Annotated in this window: 17 protein-coding genes; 10 read left to right on the top strand and 7 right to left on the bottom strand. The window is 59.7% G+C overall.

All coding sequences use genetic code 11. The features are described 5' to 3' along the window. Positions 1–4: 4 nt before the first annotated feature. From SOM28_RS22290 to SOM28_RS22300, 3 genes are read right to left on the bottom strand one after another with little or no spacing between them, the layout of a single operon-like run. A complete protein-coding gene (locus SOM28_RS22290; RefSeq protein WP_320469493.1) occupies positions 5–910 on the bottom strand; it encodes an SDR family oxidoreductase in 906 nt (301 codons plus the stop codon). A gap of 17 nt (positions 911–927) precedes the next feature. After that, entirely contained in the window at positions 928–1,710 is a 783-nt protein-coding gene (locus SOM28_RS22295; RefSeq protein ID WP_320469494.1) for an SDR family oxidoreductase, read from the bottom strand. Between the two features lie 29 nt (positions 1,711–1,739). After that, complete coding sequence (locus SOM28_RS22300) at positions 1,740–2,042, bottom strand: Dabb family protein (protein WP_147934325.1); 303 nt, start codon at positions 2,040–2,042, stop codon at positions 1,740–1,742. Positions 2,043–2,354: 312 nt separating this feature from the next. On the opposite strand from SOM28_RS22300, the gene SOM28_RS22305 reads away from it, so the two are divergent. Continuing rightward, positions 2,355–4,055 (top strand): MFS transporter, encoded by a 1,701-nt coding sequence (locus tag SOM28_RS22305; RefSeq protein WP_123071708.1) that lies wholly within the window; start codon positions 2,355–2,357, stop codon positions 4,053–4,055. Positions 4,056–4,134: 79 nt separating this feature from the next. On the opposite strand, the gene SOM28_RS22310 is transcribed toward SOM28_RS22305, so the two are convergent. The 3 genes from SOM28_RS22310 to SOM28_RS22320 all read right to left on the bottom strand — a co-directional run bounded on the left by SOM28_RS22310 (position 4,135) and on the right by SOM28_RS22320 (position 8,284). Then, positions 4,135–6,225 (bottom strand): 3-hydroxyacyl-CoA dehydrogenase NAD-binding domain-containing protein, encoded by a 2,091-nt coding sequence (locus SOM28_RS22310; RefSeq protein WP_320469495.1) that lies wholly within the window; start codon positions 6,223–6,225, stop codon positions 4,135–4,137. A gap of 94 nt (positions 6,226–6,319) precedes the next feature. Beyond that, positions 6,320–6,517 carry a YqaE/Pmp3 family membrane protein gene (locus tag SOM28_RS22315; RefSeq protein WP_109343581.1) on the bottom strand — a complete coding sequence of 66 codons (198 nt, stop codon included), beginning with the start codon at positions 6,515–6,517 and terminating at the stop codon, positions 6,320–6,322. A 114-nt stretch (positions 6,518–6,631) separates the two neighbouring features. Further along, entirely contained in the window at positions 6,632–8,284 is a 1,653-nt protein-coding gene (locus SOM28_RS22320; RefSeq protein ID WP_320469496.1) for a 3-(methylthio)propionyl-CoA ligase, read from the bottom strand. 218 nt (positions 8,285–8,502) lie between these two features. Between SOM28_RS22320 and SOM28_RS22325 the strand changes: the two genes are divergently transcribed. From SOM28_RS22325 to SOM28_RS22365, 9 genes are all read left to right on the top strand, one after another. Continuing rightward, a complete protein-coding gene (locus tag SOM28_RS22325) occupies positions 8,503–9,966 on the top strand; it encodes a protein adenylyltransferase SelO (protein WP_422655637.1) in 1,464 nt (487 codons plus the stop codon). A gap of 52 nt (positions 9,967–10,018) precedes the next feature. After that, the gene (msrB, locus tag SOM28_RS22330) at positions 10,019–10,414 is read left to right on the top strand and encodes a peptide-methionine (R)-S-oxide reductase MsrB (RefSeq protein ID WP_123069774.1); all 396 of its coding nucleotides are present in this window, start codon (positions 10,019–10,021) and stop codon (positions 10,412–10,414) included. Positions 10,415–10,424: 10 nt separating this feature from the next. Then, a complete protein-coding gene (locus SOM28_RS22335) occupies positions 10,425–11,060 on the top strand; it encodes a septation protein A (protein WP_320469497.1) in 636 nt (211 codons plus the stop codon). Continuing rightward, positions 11,057–11,377 carry a BolA family protein gene (locus tag SOM28_RS22340; RefSeq protein WP_123069776.1) on the top strand — a complete coding sequence of 107 codons (321 nt, stop codon included), beginning with the start codon at positions 11,057–11,059 and terminating at the stop codon, positions 11,375–11,377. Before SOM28_RS22335 ends, SOM28_RS22340 begins: the two co-directional genes overlap by 4 nt. A gap of 79 nt (positions 11,378–11,456) precedes the next feature. Then, positions 11,457–12,236, top strand: a complete 780-nt coding sequence (locus SOM28_RS22345) for a peptidylprolyl isomerase (protein ID WP_147934332.1) — start codon at positions 11,457–11,459, stop codon at positions 12,234–12,236. Positions 12,237–12,318: 82 nt separating this feature from the next. After that, positions 12,319–13,095, top strand: a complete 777-nt coding sequence (locus SOM28_RS22350; protein ID WP_320469498.1) for a foldase protein PrsA — start codon at positions 12,319–12,321, stop codon at positions 13,093–13,095. A gap of 165 nt (positions 13,096–13,260) precedes the next feature. Then, on the top strand, positions 13,261–13,833 hold the full coding sequence (locus SOM28_RS22355; RefSeq protein WP_320469499.1) for a PH domain-containing protein: 573 nt from the start codon (positions 13,261–13,263) through the stop codon (positions 13,831–13,833). Continuing rightward, positions 13,830–14,264 (top strand): GNAT family N-acetyltransferase, encoded by a 435-nt coding sequence (locus tag SOM28_RS22360; RefSeq protein ID WP_320469500.1) that lies wholly within the window; start codon positions 13,830–13,832, stop codon positions 14,262–14,264. Before SOM28_RS22355 ends, SOM28_RS22360 begins: the two co-directional genes overlap by 4 nt. A 1,391-nt stretch (positions 14,265–15,655) precedes the next feature. After that, a complete protein-coding gene (locus SOM28_RS22365) occupies positions 15,656–16,054 on the top strand; it encodes a hypothetical protein (RefSeq protein ID WP_320469501.1) in 399 nt (132 codons plus the stop codon). 602 nt (positions 16,055–16,656) lie between these two features. Here the strand turns inward: SOM28_RS22365 and SOM28_RS22370 are convergent. Further along, positions 16,657–18,210 (bottom strand): SIR2 family protein, encoded by a 1,554-nt coding sequence (locus SOM28_RS22370; RefSeq protein WP_320469502.1) that lies wholly within the window; start codon positions 18,208–18,210, stop codon positions 16,657–16,659. Positions 18,211–18,415: the final 205 nt, after the last annotated feature.

An 18,415-nucleotide genomic window follows, 5' to 3' on the forward strand; every position in this document is an offset into this window, starting at 1 on the left:
CACCCTACCGTCGTCCTTTCATTCCGGCTTTCAGGATCTCTTTCAAATGCGGCGTCGCCGCATACGGATCCGCCGGCTGCCGCGCATGGACCAGGGCATCCATGCGCTCGGCCACCGCGCCCAGCGCCTGCGGGTGCGAGAACACATAGAAACGCTCTTCGCGGATCGCGTCAAAAGTAAGGCGCGCCACGTCCGCCGCCGACACCTTGCCGGAACCAACCGCCTTTTCGGTGAGCGCCTGCGCCGCCATCTGGCTCGCGGTCATGATTTCGTCGGTACGCAATTCGTCCGGCCGGTGCCGGTGCGACTGCGCGATCGCGGTCGGGATAAAGTACGGACACAGCACCGAGGTGCCGATCGGCGCATCGACCAGCTTGAGATCGTGGTACAGGGTCTCGGTGAGCGACACCACCGCATGCTTGGACACGTTATAGATGCCCAGCGCCGGCGAATTGAGCAGCCCCGCCATCGAAGCGGTGTTGACGATCCAGCCGCGATAGCCCGGGTCTTGCGCCGCGCATTCGAGCATCGTACGAGTGAACACGCGCACACCATGGACCACGCCCCACAGGTTCACGCCCAGCACCCACTCCCAGTCTTCCTCGGAGTTCTCCCACACCAGGCCGCCGGCGCCCACGCCGGCATTGTTGAACACCAGGTGCACCGCGCCGAAACGCGCCATCGCCGAATCGGCCAGTTCCTGTACGTGCTCGCCCTTGCGCACGTCGCATACCATGGCCAGCACCTCGGTCTGCTTCGCCAGCTCATCCGCCGCCTTTTCGAGGGCCTTGGGCTGGACGTCGGCCAGCACCAGCTTCATGCCCAGGCTGGCGGCCAGGTTGGCGAACTCGCGCCCCATGCCGCTGGCGGCGCCCGTGATCACCGCAACCTTATCGTGAAACTCGTCCATCCCTGCCCCTCCCTAAACTAGACCGCCGTCACCCCACCATCCACCGCCAGCACCTGGCCGGTGATGTGCTTGCCAGCATCCGAAGCGAACAGCACCACGGCGCCTTTCAGGTCTTCGTCGTCGCCCAGGCGCTTGAGCGGGGCCGCAGCGGCCAGCCCATCGGCGCCATAGGTGGCGAGCACGCCTTTCGTCATCTTCGACGGAAAGAAGCCCGGCGCGATCGAGTTGACCGTGATGCCGTAGCGCCCCCACTCGCCGGCAAGCGTACGGGTGAAATTTACCACTGCGCCCTTGGACGTGTTGTACGCCAGCGTCTGCATCGCATCGGGCGGGTTGCCGGCCAGGCCGGCGATCGATGAGATATTGATGATGCGTCCGTAGCGGCGCGGAATCATCGACAGCTTGCCGACCGCCTGCGACACCAGGAAGATCGAGCGCACGTTAAGGTTCATCACCTTGTCCCAGGCCTCGAGCGGATAGTCCTCGGCCGGCGCGCCCCAGGTGGCGCCCGCATTGTTGATCAGGATGTCGACGTGCCCGAGGCGCGCGATCGCCTGTTCAACCAGCGCCTGCGCCTGGCCAGGGTCGGACAGGTCGCCCGCGAAGCAGCTGGCCTCGATGCCGAGGGCGTGCAGCTGGGCCACGGTGGCATCGAGTTCCTCCTGCTTGCGCGACGAGATCACCAGCCGCGCACCCTGCTCGCCGAGCGCCTGCGCCATCTGCAGGCCGAGCCCGCGCGAGCCACCGGTCACGATGGCGGTCTTGTCCTTCAGTGAAAACAGCTCCTGCGTGGTGCGCATGCGGTCTCCTGGTTTTTATGATGAAAGGCTCAGACCTCGTAGTCCATGCACTGGCGCCCTTCGCGGATGGCGCCGATGAAGGGCACGACCGCCTGGTGGGTCGGATGCTTGATGTAAGCCTCGAGCGCGGCGCGGTCGGCGAATTCCGAGTACAGCACCACGTCATAGGTCGCCTCGAGATCGGGCTGGGCCAGAGTGACCTCGAAAGTCAGGATGCCCGGCACGATGGTCGCGCACTCGTCGAGCCGGCGCTTCATCTCGCGCGCATTGGTGGCGCGGTCCGCGCCTTCGGCCTGTTCCTTCAGCTTCCACATCACGATGTGCTTGATCATTCTGTTTCCTGTCCTATTCATGGTGGGTGATTGCCTTCCCTGCCGTTGCCGGAGAGGGAAGCCGATCGAGCATAGCATAGCGACAGCACGACCGTTCGCGAAGAAATATCAAATTCATATCCGGGACTAACTAGGATGAATCTCTCCTATGAACGGGGAGTAGTCCGACAAGGAGACGCGAGACCAGGGAACTTACCTGTAAGCTAGCTGTAAGCAATATGCAAGATTCGCGTAAGGTTTCAGGCGCACAGTGAAGTTAGCTGACCAACAATCAGCATTTCCGGTTACACAAAATTAATTACGGAGACACCCATGGCTATCACACCCGGCAATACTGTCGGAGGACAAGCTGCACCCACCTCCGCCGGACTCACCAAGGAAGAACGCAAGGTCATCGCCGCGTCTTCCCTCGGCACCGTTTTCGAATGGTACGACTTCTATCTCTACGGTTCGCTCGCTTCCATCATCGCCAAGCAGTTCTTCATCGGCGACCCGAATACCACCTTCATCTTCGCCCTGCTCGCCTTCGCCGCCGGCTTCATCGTGCGCCCGTTCGGCGCGCTGGTGTTCGGCCGCCTGGGCGACATGATCGGCCGTAAGTACACCTTCCTGGTGACCATCCTGCTGATGGGCGCCTCGACCTTCCTGGTCGGCATCCTGCCGAGCTATGCGCAGATCGGCATCGCGGCGCCGATCATCCTCGTCACCCTGCGCATCCTGCAAGGCCTGGCGCTGGGCGGCGAGTACGGCGGCGCCGCCACCTACGTGGCCGAGCACGCTCCGCACGGCAAGCGCGGCCTGTTCACGGCCTTCATCCAGACCACGGCCACGATCGGCCTGTTCCTGTCGCTGCTGGTCATCCTGGGCACCCGCACCCTGACCGGCGAAGAGGAATTCCAGGCCTGGGGCTGGCGTATTCCCTTCCTGATCTCGGTCGTGCTGCTCGGCATCTCGGTCTGGATCCGCCTGTCGATGAACGAGTCGCCGGCCTTCGCCAAGATGAAGGCCGAGGGCAAGACCTCGAAAGCGCCGTTGTCCGAAGCCTTCCTCAAGCCGAAGAACGCCAAGGTCGCGCTGCTGGCCCTGCTCGGCCTGACGATGGGCCAGGCCGTGGTGTGGTACACCGGCCAGTTCTACGCCCTGTTCTTCCTGACCAAGACGCTCAAGATCGCCGACCCGACCGCGAACATCCTGATCGCCATCGCGCTGCTGCTGGCCACCCCGTTCTTCATCGTGTTCGGCGCGCTGTCGGACAAGATCGGCCGCAAGTGGATCATCCTCGGTGGTTGCGTGATCGCCGCCGCCACCTACTTCCCGATCTTCAAGGCCATCACCCACTACGGCAATCCCGCGCTCGAAACCGCGCTGCAGACCGCGCCGGTGGTCGTGGTAGCCGATCCAAATACCTGCAGCTTCCAGATCGACGCCACCGGCACCAAGAAATTCCCGAACTCGTGCGACATCGCCACCCGCATGCTGACCGCGGCCTCGGTGAGCTACAACCGCGTCGATGCGCCGCCCGGCACCGTCGCGACGATCAAGATCGGCGAAACCGAATACCGCTCCTTCAACGCGGTCATGACGCCGGATAACCTGAACTTCGACAAGCCCTCGCTGGCCAGCGAAGCAGCACTCAAGGCAGAGGTGAACGGCGCCCTCAAGGCCGCCGGCTACCCAGACAAGGCCGATCCGGCGCAGATCAACAAGCCGATGCTGGTCTTGCTGCTGTTCATACTGGTGCTGTACGTGACCATGGTGTACGGCCCAATCGCGGCGATGCTGGTCGAGATGTTCCCGACCCGGATCCGCTACACCTCGATGTCGCTGCCGTATCACATCGGTAACGGCTGGTTCGGGGGCTTGCTTCCGACCACCGCCTTTGCGCTGGTGGCGTTCAAAGGCGATATCTATTACGGGCTGTGGTATCCGATCGTCATCGCACTGATCACCTTCGTGATCGGCGCCTTGTTCGTGCGGGAGACCAAGGATAATAATATCTACGCGAACGACTGAGATAGCGGGTGTCCAATGAAAAATGCCGCTGGCTAGCCAGCGGCATTTTTTTCGAGCCGGCGAAAGCCGGCGTCGATCCTTACCCGTTGAAGCCCTGGCCGAGTGGCGCCAATCGCGCAAGCAACGGCGCCGGCTGCCACGCCTCGCCCTGACGTCCCTGCGCAAAACGCTCGACCGCCGACAGCACCTGCGGCAAGCCGACGCTGTCTGCATAAAACATCGGGCCGCCCCGATGCAGCGGGAAGCCATAGCCGCTTAGGTAGACCATGTCGACGTCGGAAGCGCGCAGCGCAATCCCTTCCTCGATGATCTTCGCGCCTTCGTTCACCAGTGCGTACACCAGGCGCTCGACGATCTCCTCGTCGGCAACCACGCGCCGCGTCACGCCGATGTCGGCCGAGTAGCGCACCACCATATCGTTCACCGCCTCCGACGTCACTGCCTTGCGCTCGCCTGCGCGGTAGTCGTACCAGCCGGCGCCGGTCTTTTGCCCGAAACGGCCTTGTTCGCACAGCAGGTCCGGCAGCTTCGAATAGGTGAAGCCCGGCGACTCGATGGCGCGGCGTTTGCGAATCTGCCAGCCGATGTCGTTGCCGGCCAGGTCGCTCATGCGGAACGGTCCCATCGCGAAGCCGAAGGTCTCGATGGCGCGGTCGACCTGCTCCGGCAGCGCACCTTCTTCCAGCAGGAACACCGCCTGCCGCAGGTACTGCTCCAGCATGCGATTGCCGATGAAACCATCACATACGCCCGACACCACGCCCGTCTTCTTCAGTTTTTTCGACAGCACCAGCGCGGTGGCCAGCACGTCATTGCCGGTCTGCGCGCCACGCACGATCTCGAGCAGCTTCATCACGTGGGCCGGGCTGAAGAAATGCAGCCCGATCACGTCCTGCGCACGCCCGGTGAAAGCGGCGATCCGGTTGACGTCGAGCGTCGAGGTATTGGTGGCCAGGATCGCACCCGGCTTCATGACCTTGTCCAGTTCGCGGAACACGAGCTCCTTGACGCCCATGTCCTCGAACACCGCTTCGACCACGATGTCGGCCTGGGCGATAGCATCGTAGGACAGCGTGCCCTTGATCATGGCCATGCGCTGTTCGAGCTGGTCGGCCGCCAGCTTGCCCTTGCGTACGCCGCTCTGATACACCATGCGGATCGCGGCCAGCCCATTGTCGAGGGCGTCCTGCTTCATCTCGAGGATAGTCACCGGGATGCCGGCGTTGGCGAAATTCATGGCGATTCCCGCACCCATGGTGCCGGCACCAACGACGGCCGCCGTCGCGATGGCGCGCAGCGGCGTGTCGGCCGGTACGTCGGGCACCTTGCCGGCCGAACGTTCGGCGAAGAAGGCATGGCGCAGCGCCTTCGACTCACTCGTGGCGGTGAGTTGAATAAAGCGCTCGCGCTCGAAGCGCAAGCCGTCCTCGAACGAGTCGGCCGTCACCGAGGCCGCCACCGCTTCGACGCAGGCGCGCGGCGCCGGGAACGGACCAGCGGCGCCATCCACCTGCGCCCGCGCGGACGCCAAGAAGCCGGCCGCGTCGGGGTGTTTCACGGCGCGATCGCGCACCTTTGGCAGCGGACGCGCAGCGGCGACCTTGTCGGCGAAAGCGATGGCGGCCGGCAGCAGCTCGGTGCCGGCGCTGAAGACTTCATCGAAAAGCAGCGAACCGGCCAGCTTCTCGGACAGGATCGGGCTGCCGCCGACGATCATGCCCAGCGCCTTTTCCAGGCCGAGCAGGCGCGGCAGGCGCTGGGTGCCGCCGGCGCCCGGAATCAGGCCCAATTTGACTTCTGGCAGCGCGATCTGCGCGCCCGGCAGCGCCACGCGGTAGTGGCAACCCAGCGCCAGCTCCAGGCCGCCGCCCATGGCCACGCTGTGGATCGCCGCCACGACCGGCTTGGAGGCATTTTCGACCACCCGGATCAGCGAGTGCAGGGTCGGCTCGGTAAGCGCCTTCGGAGAATTGAATTCGCGGATGTCGGCGCCGCCCGAGAAGGCCTTGCCGGCGCCAGTGAGCACGATCGCCTTGACCGCCGGATCGCTCTCGGCGGCCTGCACGCCCTGCACGGCGGCGCTGCGGGTCGCGAGCCCCAGGCCGTTGACCGGCGGGTTGTTCAGGGTGATGACGGCAACGCTGCCGTGGACCTGGTAGTCGGCGCTCATGTCTCTGGTTCTCCTCGTAGGTGGTGCTGGATGAACCGCCCACTATACCGGAGAAAATGCACGAACGTACTATTCAGGCAACAGCCGGCACCGGTCAAAACTCCCGCTGCTGGCGTGCGCGCTCGATCTTCTGGTCGGTCTTGTACTGGCTCAGTGCGTAGACGGCCCAGATCGCTGCGGGCAGCCAGCCGACCAGCGTGATTTGCAGGATCAGGCAGATGATGCCCGCGATCGGGCGGCCGATGGTGAAGAAGGTGAGCCAGGGGAGGATGAGGGCGATGAGCAGGCGCATTGAAGATCCAGTAAGCTAAAGTTATCAAAAGTGATAACAGTCTACCTGTCCGTGCGTCTTCGCCGCGCCCCGTTGGTGTCTGCCGCACCTCTTTTCGCCTCGACCTGGGATACATCAGGCCGTCGGCAGCCTGTGTCCCCCATACGCTTCGCGCAGCTTGTTCTTCTGGATCTTGCCGGTGCCGCCCACCGGCAGGCTCTCGACGAACACCACGTCGTCCGGCGTCCACCACTTGGCCACCTTGCCGGCGAACCAGTCCAGCAACTCCTCGCGCGAGACCTCCATGCCGGGCCGGCGCACCACCACCAGCAAGGGCCGCTCGGCCCACTTCGGGTGCTGGACGCCGATGCAGGCCGCCTGCAGCACCGCCGGGTGCGACATCGCGACGTTCTCCAGGTCGATCGTGCCGATCCACTCGCCGCCCGACTTGATCACATCTTTGCTGCGGTCGGTGATCGCCAGGTAGCCGTCGGCATCGATCGTGGCCACGTCGCCGGTCGGGAACCAGCCGTCCTGCAGTACGTCGCCGCCCTCGTCCCGGAAATAGCCGGACACCACCCACGGCCCCTTGACCAGCAAGTGGCCATAGGTCGCACCGTCCCATGGCAATTCGGCGCCGTCGTCGTCGACGATCTTCAGGTCGACGCCATAGATCGCGTGGCCCTGCTTGCGCAGCACGGCGCGCTGCGCCTCCTGCGGCAAGTCCCTGTGTTTAGCCAGCAGCTTGCAGGCAGTACCGAGCGGCGACATCTCGGTCATGCCCCAGGCGTGCACCACCTGCACACCCAGGCGGTCGATCAGGGCATCCATCATGGCCGGCGGACAGGCCGAGCCACCGATCACGGTGCGGCGGAAGGTCGAGAACTGCAAGTCATTGGACAGGACGTGGTTGATCAGGCCCAGCCAGACGGTGAACACACCGGCCGAAAAGGTCACGCCTTCGGCCTCGAACAGCTCGTACAGCGACTTGCCGTCCAGCGCCGGCCCCGGGAACACCAGCTTGGCGCCCGCCAGCGGCGCAGAGTACGGCAGCCCCCAGGCATTCACATGGAACATCGGCACCACCGGCAGCACCACGTCGGCGCTCGAGACGCTCAAGGCGTTCGGCATCGCAGAGGCATACGCGTGCAGCACCGTCGAGCGGTGCGAGTACAGGGCGCCTTTCGGATTGCCGGTCGTGCCCGAGGTGTAGCACAGGGCCGCCGCCGACCGCTCGTCGAACTGCGGCCACTCGTAGTCGCTGGACTCTCGTTCGATCAGGTCTTCATAGCACAACAGGCCGGGGATTGCGCCGGCCGGTGGCATGTGCTCGCGGCCGCACAGCGCGACATAGGCTTTGACCGTCTTGCACTGGCGCGCCATGGCTTCGATGGCCGGCAGGAAGGTCAGGTCGAAGAACAGGACGCGGTCGTCGGCGTGGTTGACGATATAGGCCACCTGGTCAGGATGCAGGCGCGGATTAATCGTGTGCAGCACCGCGCCCGAGCCGGACACGCCATAGTACAGCTCCAGGTGGCGGTAGCCGTTCCAGGCCAGGGACGCGACGCGTTCGCCCATCCCGATGCCGAGCGCGCCAAGGGCGTTGGCCAGCTGGCGCGCGCGGCGCGCGCAATCGCGGTAGGTGTAGCGGTGCAGGTCGCCCTCGACCCGGCGCGAGACGACCTCGGTATCGCCGTAATGGCGCGCCGCGAACTCGAGAATGCCCGAGATGAGCAGCGGTTCATCCATCATCTGGCCTTGCAAGGGACTCATCGGGTACGAGTGCATCGGCTCTCCGTGAATAGAATGGCAACACGAAAAGTGTCGTTCGCGAAGCGTGCCCCCGTCAATCGGATTCGATGATGCACCGCATCAACTCCTTGAGCCAGATCGGCAATGAGCGGTTACCGGATGTAACGCTGGCCCATATCGCACGGGTGCGCGAATAGAATCGGCCTGGTGCGGTAAAATCCGCCAATCTTGACCACTTTGCCACGGACACTGCCATCACTGCCGACGAACTTCCACTGAACAATTCGTTTGCCGAATTGCCACCGGCGTTCTACACGCGCCTCATGCCGACGCCGCTGCCCTCGCCCCATTTCGTGGCGGCGAGCGGCCCTGCCGCCGCCCTGATCGGGCTGGATGCGGCCGATCTCGCTCGTCCCGACTTTGTCGACGTGTTTACCGGCAACAAGGTCGCGGCGCGTTCGCAGCCCTTGTCCGCCGTGTATTCCGGCCACCAGTTCGGCGTCTGGGCCGGTCAGCTGGGCGACGGCCGCGCGATCACGCTGGGCGAGCTCGCCACGCCGAACGGCCGGATGGAGCTGCAACTCAAAGGCGCCGGCCGCACGCCGTATTCGCGCATGGGTGACGGCCGCGCCGTGCTGCGTTCGTCGATCCGCGAATTCCTGTGCTCCGAAGCGATGGCCGCGCTCGGCATCCCGACCACGCGCGCGCTGATGGTCACCGGCTCGCAGCAGCAGGTGGCGCGCGAGACCATGGAAAGTACCGCGGTCGTCACGCGTATGGCGCCCACCTTCGTGCGCTTCGGCTCCTTCGAGCACTGGGCCTCGCGCGGCAAAGAGACCGAGCTCAAGACGCTCGCCGACTACGTCATCCGCCAGTTCTACCCGCAATTCGAGGGCGCCGCCAACCCGTACCAGGAACTGCTGGCCGAAGTCACCCGCCGCACCGCGCGCATGATCGCGCATTGGCAGGCGGTCGGCTTCATGCATGGCGTGATGAACACCGACAATATGTCGATCCTGGGCCTGACGCTGGACTACGGCCCGTTCGGCTTCATGGAAGCCTTCGACGCCAAGCACATTTGCAACCACACCGACCAGGGCGGGCGCTACTCCTATGCCAACCAGGTGCCGGTCGGCCACTGGAACTGCTATGCGCTGGCCAATGCCCTGCTGCCGCTGATCGGCGAGCCCGAGGCGGCCGAGGAAGCGCTCGACGTCTACCGGCCAGAGTTCGGCCGCCAGCTCGAGACCCTGCTGCATGCCAAGCTCGGCCTGAAGGAAACGCACGACGGCGATGCGGCGCTGTTCGACAATATGTTCACGCTGCTGCAGGACAACCACGCCGATTTCACGCTGTTCTTCCGCCGCCTGGGAGAACTGAAGGTCGACGAGCCGGCAAATGACGAACCCCTGCGCGACCTGTTCATCGACCGCGCCGCCTGCGACGCCTGGACGGGTGAATACCGCGCCCGCCTGCGCCACGAAGGCAGCAGCGACGCGGCCAGGCGCGAAGCCATGCACGGGGCCAATCCAAAATACATCCTGCGCAACTACCTGGCGCAGGTCGCCATCGAACAGGCGCAGAACGGCGATTTCAGTGGCGTGCACAAGCTGCTGGCCGTACTGGAGCGCCCATTCGACGAACAGCCCGAGAATGAATCCTATGCGGCCCTGCCGCCGGACTGGGCGGCCCACCTCGAGGTGAGCTGCTCGTCCTGAGCCTCGCTTGGGCCGCATCCGGGCCCAGCCCCTCACACCACGAAAGAGAATCATGACCGACAAAGTGACCAAGACCGACGCCGAGTGGCGCGACCAGCTCGACCCGATGGAATACCAGGTGACCCGCCACGCCGCCACCGAGCGCGCCTTCACCGGCAAGTACTGGGACCACCACGAACACGGCATTTATCACTGCGTGTGCTGCGATACCCCTTTGTTCGAATCGGACACCAAGTTCGACTCGGGCTGCGGCTGGCCCAGCTATTTCAAGGCCCTCGACCCGGCGAATGTGATCGAGAAGGTCGACCGCACCCACGGCATGGTGCGCACCGAGGTCATCTGCGGCGTGTGCGACGCCCACCTGGGCCACGTGTTCCCGGACGGCCCGCCGCCGACCGGCCTGCGTTATTGCATCAATTCCGCCTCGATGCGGTTCGAACCGATCTGAGGGTGACGCGGTGAAGAAATTTCTGTTCGACCTGTTCCCGGTCCTCCTGTTTTTTGGCGTCTACAAGTACGGCGACAGCAACCAGGAGTGGGCGCACCGCCTGGCCGTCGAGTACCTGGGTGGCCTGATCGCAGGCGGCGCCGTGCCGCCCGCACAGTCGGCGATCCTGCTGGCCACCGCGGTGGCGATCGTCGCCACCGCGCTGCAGGTTGGCTACCTGCTGGTGCGCGGCCGCAAGGTCGACAATATGCTGTGGCTGTCGATGGCCGTGATCCTGGTCGCCGGCGGCGCCACGATCTATTTCCATGACGACCTGTTTATCAAATGGAAGCCGACCATCCTGTACTGGGCCTTCGCCGTCGCCCTGCTGATGGCGCAGGTGTTCTACAAGAAGAACCTGATGCGCTCCGTGATGGAGGCCAATCTCAAGCTGCCCGACCCGGTGTGGAACCGGCTCGGCTACAGCTGGATCCTGTTCTTCGCCGGCATGGGCCTGCTGAACTTGTTGATGGCTTTCGTTGTCTTCCGTAACGACACCAGCGCCTGGGTCAGCTTCAAGCTGTTCGGCTTTACCGGCATCATGTTCGGATTCATCGTGATCCAGATGATGATGCTTTCGAAATACATCAAGGAGGAAGAAGCATGAACACTGCAACTGGCAAAGGCGACCGCGAAGCACGCGTGCGCGCCATTCTCGAGGCCGAACTGGCCCCGGCGTCGCTCGAGATCATCGACGACTCGCACCTGCATGCCGGCCATGCCGGCGCGGCCTCCGGCGGCAGCCATTACACGGTCAAAATCGTGTCCTCCCGCTTTGAAGGCCTCAAGCTAGTCATGCGCCATCGTCTTGTGTATGATGCCGTTCACGATATGATCAACAAGGCGGAAATCCACGCGCTCGCCATCCATGCGGTCGCGCCTTCCGAGCTGTCCTCTACGTCGGCTTCAGGCAGCTTTAAGTAATTTGCCCGACAATTTACACTGCTAGTCACAAGAACACATCTAATCTCGTCCAGCAACTATCCCCGCTACAGGAACACACATGACCTTTAAGCCAGCTCGCCTGCTGTTAGCCCTTGTCGCCGTTGCATCGGCTCCCGCTTTCGCCCAGAACCTCGCAGTGGTGAATGGCAAGGCGATCCCTTCGTCGCGCGCCGAAGCCGTCATCAAGCAGGTCGTGGCCCAGGGCCAGAACCAGGATTCGCCAGAACTGCGCGAAGCCGTCAAGAACGACCTGATCGCCCGCGAAGTGCTGATGCAGGAAGCCGTCAAGCAAGGCTACGACAAGAAACCCGAAGTGCGCGAAGCGCTGGATAACGCCCGCCAATCGATCGTCGTCAACGCCCTGGCCCGCGAATACATCACCAAGAACCCGGTGAGCGACGCCCAGATCAAGGCCGAGTACGACAAGGTCAAGGCCGAAACCGGCGACAAGGAATATCATGTGCGCCACATCCTGTTCACGACCGAGGACGAAGCCAAGGCCGCCATCGGCAAGCTGAAAGGCGGCGCCAAGTTCGAAGAAATGGCCAAGACCTCGAAGGACACCGGTACCGCCGGCAACGGCGGCGACCTGGACTGGGTCACTCCGGGCGCCCTGCCGCCGGAATTCTCGGCCGGCTTCACCAAGCTGCAGAAAGGCGCGATCACCGACGTGCCGGTCAAGACCAATGCCGGCTTCCACGTGATCAAGCTGGACGATACCCGTCCGGTCAAGTTCCCGAGCCTGGACGAAGTCAAGCCACAGCTGACCGAGAATCTGTCCCAGCAGAAGCTGCGTGACTATCAGGAGCAAATGGTCAAAAAGGCAAAGGTGCAGTAATATGTGCTGTCGCCGGCGCTGAGTTTGCGCCGGCTCTCGTCGCCTGCGGCGATACTTATCGTGTTTATATAGGATCTCAACAATGATTTTGAAGCCAGCCCGCCTGTTGTTAGCCATGACCGCATTGGTTGCCCTGCCTGCACTCGCGCAAAACGCTGCAACCGTCAATGGCAAGGCGATCCCGCAAGCGAGGGTCGACCAGCTGGTCAAGCAAGTCGTCGCCCAGGGCCGCGCCACCGATTCCCCTGACCTGCGCACCGCGATCAAGAACGACCTGATCAGCCGTGAAGTGTTGATCCAGGAAGCCGACAAGCAGAACATCGGCAACCGCGCCGACGTCAAGTCGGCCATCGACAACGCCCGCCAGAGCATCATCATCAATGCGATGCTGGCCGACTACGTCAAGAAGAACCCGGTCAAGGATGCCGAGATCAAGGCCGAGTACGACAAGCAGAAGGCCATGATCGGCGACAAGGAATACCACGCCCGCCACATCCTGGTCGATTCCGAAGCCACCGCCAAGGACATCATCGGCAAGCTGAAAGGCGGCGCCAAGTTCGAAGAGCTGGCCAAGCAGTCGAAAGACGGCAGCGCCCAGAACGGCGGCGACCTGGGCTGGGCAAGCCCGGCAACCTACGTGCCTGAGTTCTCGAAAGCCATGGTCGCCCTGCAAAAAGGCGCCATCACCGAGACCCCGGTGAAGTCGCAGTTCGGCTTCCACGTCATCAAGCTGGAAGACGTGCGCGCGACCAAGGTCCCGCCACTCGAAGAAGTCAAGCAGCAAGTCGCGGAAGGCCTGCAGCAGCGTCAGCTGGCAACCTACCGCGAAAGCCTGGTCAAGAAGGCCAAGGTGCAGTAATCGCCGGTTGACGGCATCGAAGAGCGCTCCTGAGGGAGCGCTTTTTTTATGGTCGTGTGCCTTGCGATCGTGTCGTATTGAAGCTGCCCTGCTCGATGTGAATATCCGTGCATTTCGTGCTCGGACCTATCTGCTATTGTTGCGGTTTTTCCTTGGCATACCTCAATGGATTTTGATTACTTCGGCATTCTGTTCCAGGTCGTCTTCTGGATTGTCGCCATGACGTTCATGATGCGCTGGTTCGCCCGCAGTCGCCTGCGCGACCGGCCTGCGAGCGAGGCACGCACGCTGAGGCAGCCGACGCCACTTCTCATCGTCGGCATCGTCTGCCTCGCGATGTCCATCGGGATGCTGTTCGGTTCGTACACCGAAACCGGCGGTCCGATTCCGTTCGTGGTCGGCAGCGCGATGACGCTGCTTTCCCTGTATCTCATCGGCGACTATTACCTGGCGCGTCATGTGATCGATGACGACGGAATGGCGTACGGCCGTACGCTGGGCAAACGTGGATACTTCCGCTGGAGCGACGTCCGGCGTGTCGCCTTCAACAAGCGCATGAACTGGTACCGGCTCGAGCTTGAATCTGGCGTCATGGTGCGGGTCACCGGGATGCAGATGGGTCTTCCGGAATTTGCCGCTCATGTGCTCCGGCATGTTTCTGCGGCACGCATCGACCCGCGCGCGCACGACTTGCTCAAGAACTCCGCACGAGGAAAGCTGCACAGGATGTGGCCATGACAGGCGCGATCTTCAGACGGGCCACTGTCGACGACATACCGGCGATGTCGCGCATACGGCTGGCGGTCAATGAGAACCGGCTACGCGACCCGGGCCGCGTCACGCGGCAGATGTACGAGGATTTCCTGGAACGCGACGGGCGCGGCTGGGTGGTGCAGATCGATGGTGTGACGGTCGCTTTCAGCTATGCGAACCGCACCGATGGCTCGATCTGGGCCTTGTTCGTCGAGCCTGGTCACGAGGGCCGGGGATTGGCGAAGAGCTTGCTCGAGCTGGCGACCGGCTGGTTGTTCTCGCTTGGCTTCGACGAGCTAAGGCTGAGCACGGGCGCCGGCACCAGGGCGGATGGCTTCTATGCCCGGCTGGGTTGGGAACGTATCGAGGGAGACGGCGCGGATGTCGAGTACGTCTTGAATCGCGCTGCTACATGACCCGCAGGCTTTTAAATCAAGCACTTCTAAGCGCCAAAAATGGAGGGTATATGCGAGAAAGCGAGGGTAAGGTTCGACTACCGTTCTAAATCAGAAAGTTCTGGGATTTTTGATCGCAACCAGTTCACGATAGCCACACGCATCAAGTCAAAGCCGGTGCGGTGAACGAACCCCAACTGCAGACGGTCAAGGTCCATTAACATCCATACTGCGAGGGTCAGGTCTGACATTCGGACACAACCTCAGCTGTTTAGCAAGCATCGGACCGAAACTATCAATCTTGGAATCGATGAGTAAGGCTATTCTCTAGGCTGTGTCTGAATGTCAGACCTGGCCCTGGATCCCTGCGCACCTGAATCACTGCGCCCAACTCTTCGCTGAAGAGTGCGCGCAGGGTCAAATCGTTGCAGCGCTCGGCCACGTGGCCGGCCCAGTTCTGGTCACAGCGATGGTCGGGCTGGTATCCGGACACAATTTCAGTTGTAGAAGAAAGCATCGGACCAAATTTCTTGTTCTCGGATTCACTAAGATAAGCCATTCTCGAGACCGTCTCTAAAATTTCAAACCTGACCCTCGACCTGTGTCTAAGTGTGAGACCCTCGATCTGTGACCGTCAATCTGACCCGCCATCTTGGAAGATGTTCCAATTTTCAAGTGAGTGCTGCTAGGCATGTCGCACACTGCTCATATAGAATGTGTCTTTCAAATCCGCTAATCATTGCCAAAGATAATTACCAATGGGTAACTTATGGAAGCTTAGATACCAGTTTTTGTTCGAGGAAGGATCTAGCGAAATCGCTTGGCCAGCAGATCTAGATGCAAGTCTTGATCTGGAACCGTTCGACTTCTTTGAGGGTGCGGCGGACGACGGGCCATTAACTGTCGTATATGGCTCAGCTGAATTTGAAGTTCTAGGCCCAATCGGCATTATGCGTATTAAATCAACTGAATCTCCCGGCCCAATTAGCTATGACGGGAAATTCGACACAGGAACAATCTCAGTGCGGGGAAAAAAAGCGTCGGTCAGAGCGCGCATTGGCTCAATAGATGAGATGAGTGCGCTTATCAGCTGGGTTAGCACGTAATTATCAACCATGCTATCTCTCAAATTAGGTATTTACACCAGCACATCTAACGTTAGTGGGGAAGTCGCCGGCGTAGGATTTACGGCAATCGCTCCGGCTAACGTGTACAGTGCACTTATCGCAACTGTCGCGTCAGATCAGAGGGCTGACTTAATCCAAGAATCGCTGTCATTAGTTAATCCAAACAGCAAATCTTATAATAGGTTCGCGACTTGCTGCTTGTACTACCGCCATGCACTTCGACTTCGATCACCTAGACAGGTAACCTTTCCTCCATACACCGCACTACCGGAAGTTCTGCTGAACTTGGCAAAATGCATCGAGTTACTTTTTTCCGCCTCAAGTCGTAACGATTTAAGAGATAAACTAAAAACGGTCGGTTATTCCAAAGAGCGGATTGAGTCGCAGCTGATACCAATTTTAATTATCCGGAACGAGGTTGATGTCGGACATGCTTCTAGCGGAATCACGGAAGACGATGAAATCTCTGTGCTGCGCAAGTTCGTTGATCGATCTGTTCTAAACGTTGGCTCTCTACTGATGGCAGTCTCCCAGAAAATTTCGGTGACCGATGACTTTTTAGCGCCACTACCCGAGTCCGGACCAATTGATCGCGCAAAACTTATAGCCAGTCTAAAAAAATATTTATCCGACAGCCAGCTTGAACCGATCTCAGACACTCAGCGCATTATTGCGGCCACCTAATATAAGAATCTTCAAATGGGCTCTGTTGCCATCCGGCGCCGTCCTTCCTCGCTCTCGCTCTCTCTTTAAAAGCCACGAATTACCGTAGATAAAGATCGGCAGCCATCTTAATCTCAGTTCTAGCATTATCGTGCCAAAAAATCGTCACCTCGTGTATTTCCAGCGCGCGTAGCGTATGTTGTCAGCCAGCCGCAGCCTGAAGCCCCCAAACTCGAAACAAGCTCCCCCGCCGGCGTGGCGGCGGAGGTTGATAATTGTTGGAATGGTCACTACTGCCATGTTGTTATGACCGCGTTTTTCGTAACGAGTTGCGACGGCGTGGAAATCTTCCAGAGCGATGGTTCGGTCGCCCGCCGACGTTGCGAACCTTTTACGCTACTACGTCGAAACGTGGGCATTGCGAGGGGCATAGGCACTGCCAGGGTTAGGTCTGACATTCGGACAAAGGTCACCGGACAAGGGGCAGGTCTGACATTCGGACACAAACTCAGCTTTCGAAGCCGGCATCGGGCCGAAACTCTAAATCTCGGAAGCGATGAGTAAGGCTAGTCTCGAGGCCGTGGCTGAATGTCAGACCCGACCTTCGATCGTGTGTCCGGCGATTACCAGCCCCACTTCAGCCTATCGTATAAGACGATCAATTTCCTGAAATTGCTCGAGTACACTGATTTCTTTGCATCAATTTTTTCCTCATGCTCGACGATAAATTTATAAAGCACGGCTAAATCGATCTTATCCTTCGCCAATAGCGGTATAAATATAGCAGCGTTCTCCGGCGTGCATGCTGCAATTAACTCCTCGATACTTAAGTGCCGGTGCTTAAAGAATAGCTTGGCAACTGACTTCATCCTGAAGTCCTTAAGATCCCTAAGCACCCATTTATCCAACTCGTAATCAGAATTCTTATAGTCGTCCAGTGAATTTATGCCGACATTTCTAAGGTATTTAAATACCGGAACGTTCGGAGTATTTCTTCCAGCCAAAGGTATGACACGGGACACTACCTGTTCCGAGTCTAACCCTCCGTTATCGTGAATAACGTCAGTAAGCAAGTTAAGCAATGTAATGTGGGAATACCCTTTCTCAGCAATACCTTCATCACCAGCATTCTTTCGAGCAACCCCGAGGCCGACTACAAATTCGACATCCTGCGATTTTCCAATCTCATCAATACTGGAGACATAAATTTTGTCAGTTGGAGTTACTGACTTTACTACCTCATAGAGTTGCTCCTTGCAGTACCGAAGTACTCGGGCGGGAATCTTCCTCTTAACAGTCTGGATAGCCTCGTAGATCTGGCAGAAATCATTCGTTACCACTGAGACAATCGGAATCTGCACCCCGTCGATTGTAACAGCTGTGTGCGATAGACCTTCACCTTGAGCTTCACGCGGTCGTTGAACGAAAATTAAATTCTTCCTCAGCTTCTCAATGTTATCTGAACCAATGCACGATGCGATAGCCCGCAGAATACCTTGAATATTTGGATCGGAGAGGCGATAACCGATGAATATAATCGGGTGCTCAACGAACAAAGTTATGAGCTTTGCAGCGAGATACGGATTTCTAGCATTAAAATCAATATAATCTTCGTTTGTCAGCACCAAAGACTCGGGCTTACTTGCACAGCCATGTATTTTATAAATCTCTGCAATCTGCTGGGGATTCGAAAATAGCAATTCCTTCTGCCCGATAAACGGTCGATATTCTGGAAAAAGTTGCTCGATAAAGAGATCCCAATTTGTCGTGATAATTCCATCAACGCTTAAATCGGATAACAGTGCGACTTCATTGCCGTATTTTGAGGTCTTCGCCTTGGATTGGTCGAGTGTCGACAAATATCCGGCAATTTCAAGCCGAAGTGCGCTCGTAGCGTCCCGCAACTTCGACTTAAATCTTTCCCTACTTGCTGCATACTTCTCTTCAGACCAATAATGCCTGTTAAACTCAGCTGCGATTAGAGAGGCCGCGGCAGGTAAACTCCCGTTCGCCATTGTTAAATAGTACTGAAACGGCTTCCCCATCTCACAATAGCGGGTAAGTAAACCTTCCCAATCCTCAAGTTCCAAATAGCGTCGTGAGAACCCGGAACCCAAAAATAGAAAAGGGCCCGAGGGCGCATTACGAAATAACGCGATTAGTTCGTCCTTGATCATCTCAACGGTCCAAAAGTTTTAAGAATTTAGTAAAGGACGTTACGCATACGCCCAAATTTGCAACTTCTCGCCTGCTAACTCTGAGGATAATGGCACTAGTCATAGGGAACCAAACATCTATCCTACCGTCAAATTTTATACAAGTTTTATTCAACCATGTTACCCAAAAAAAACGCCTCCGAAAGAGGCGTTTTGGTAAGGTATC

The organism is Massilia sp. CFBP9026, from assembly GCF_034045165.1.
In the GTDB taxonomy this organism is placed as follows: domain Bacteria; phylum Pseudomonadota; class Gammaproteobacteria; order Burkholderiales; family Burkholderiaceae_D; genus Telluria; species Telluria arenae.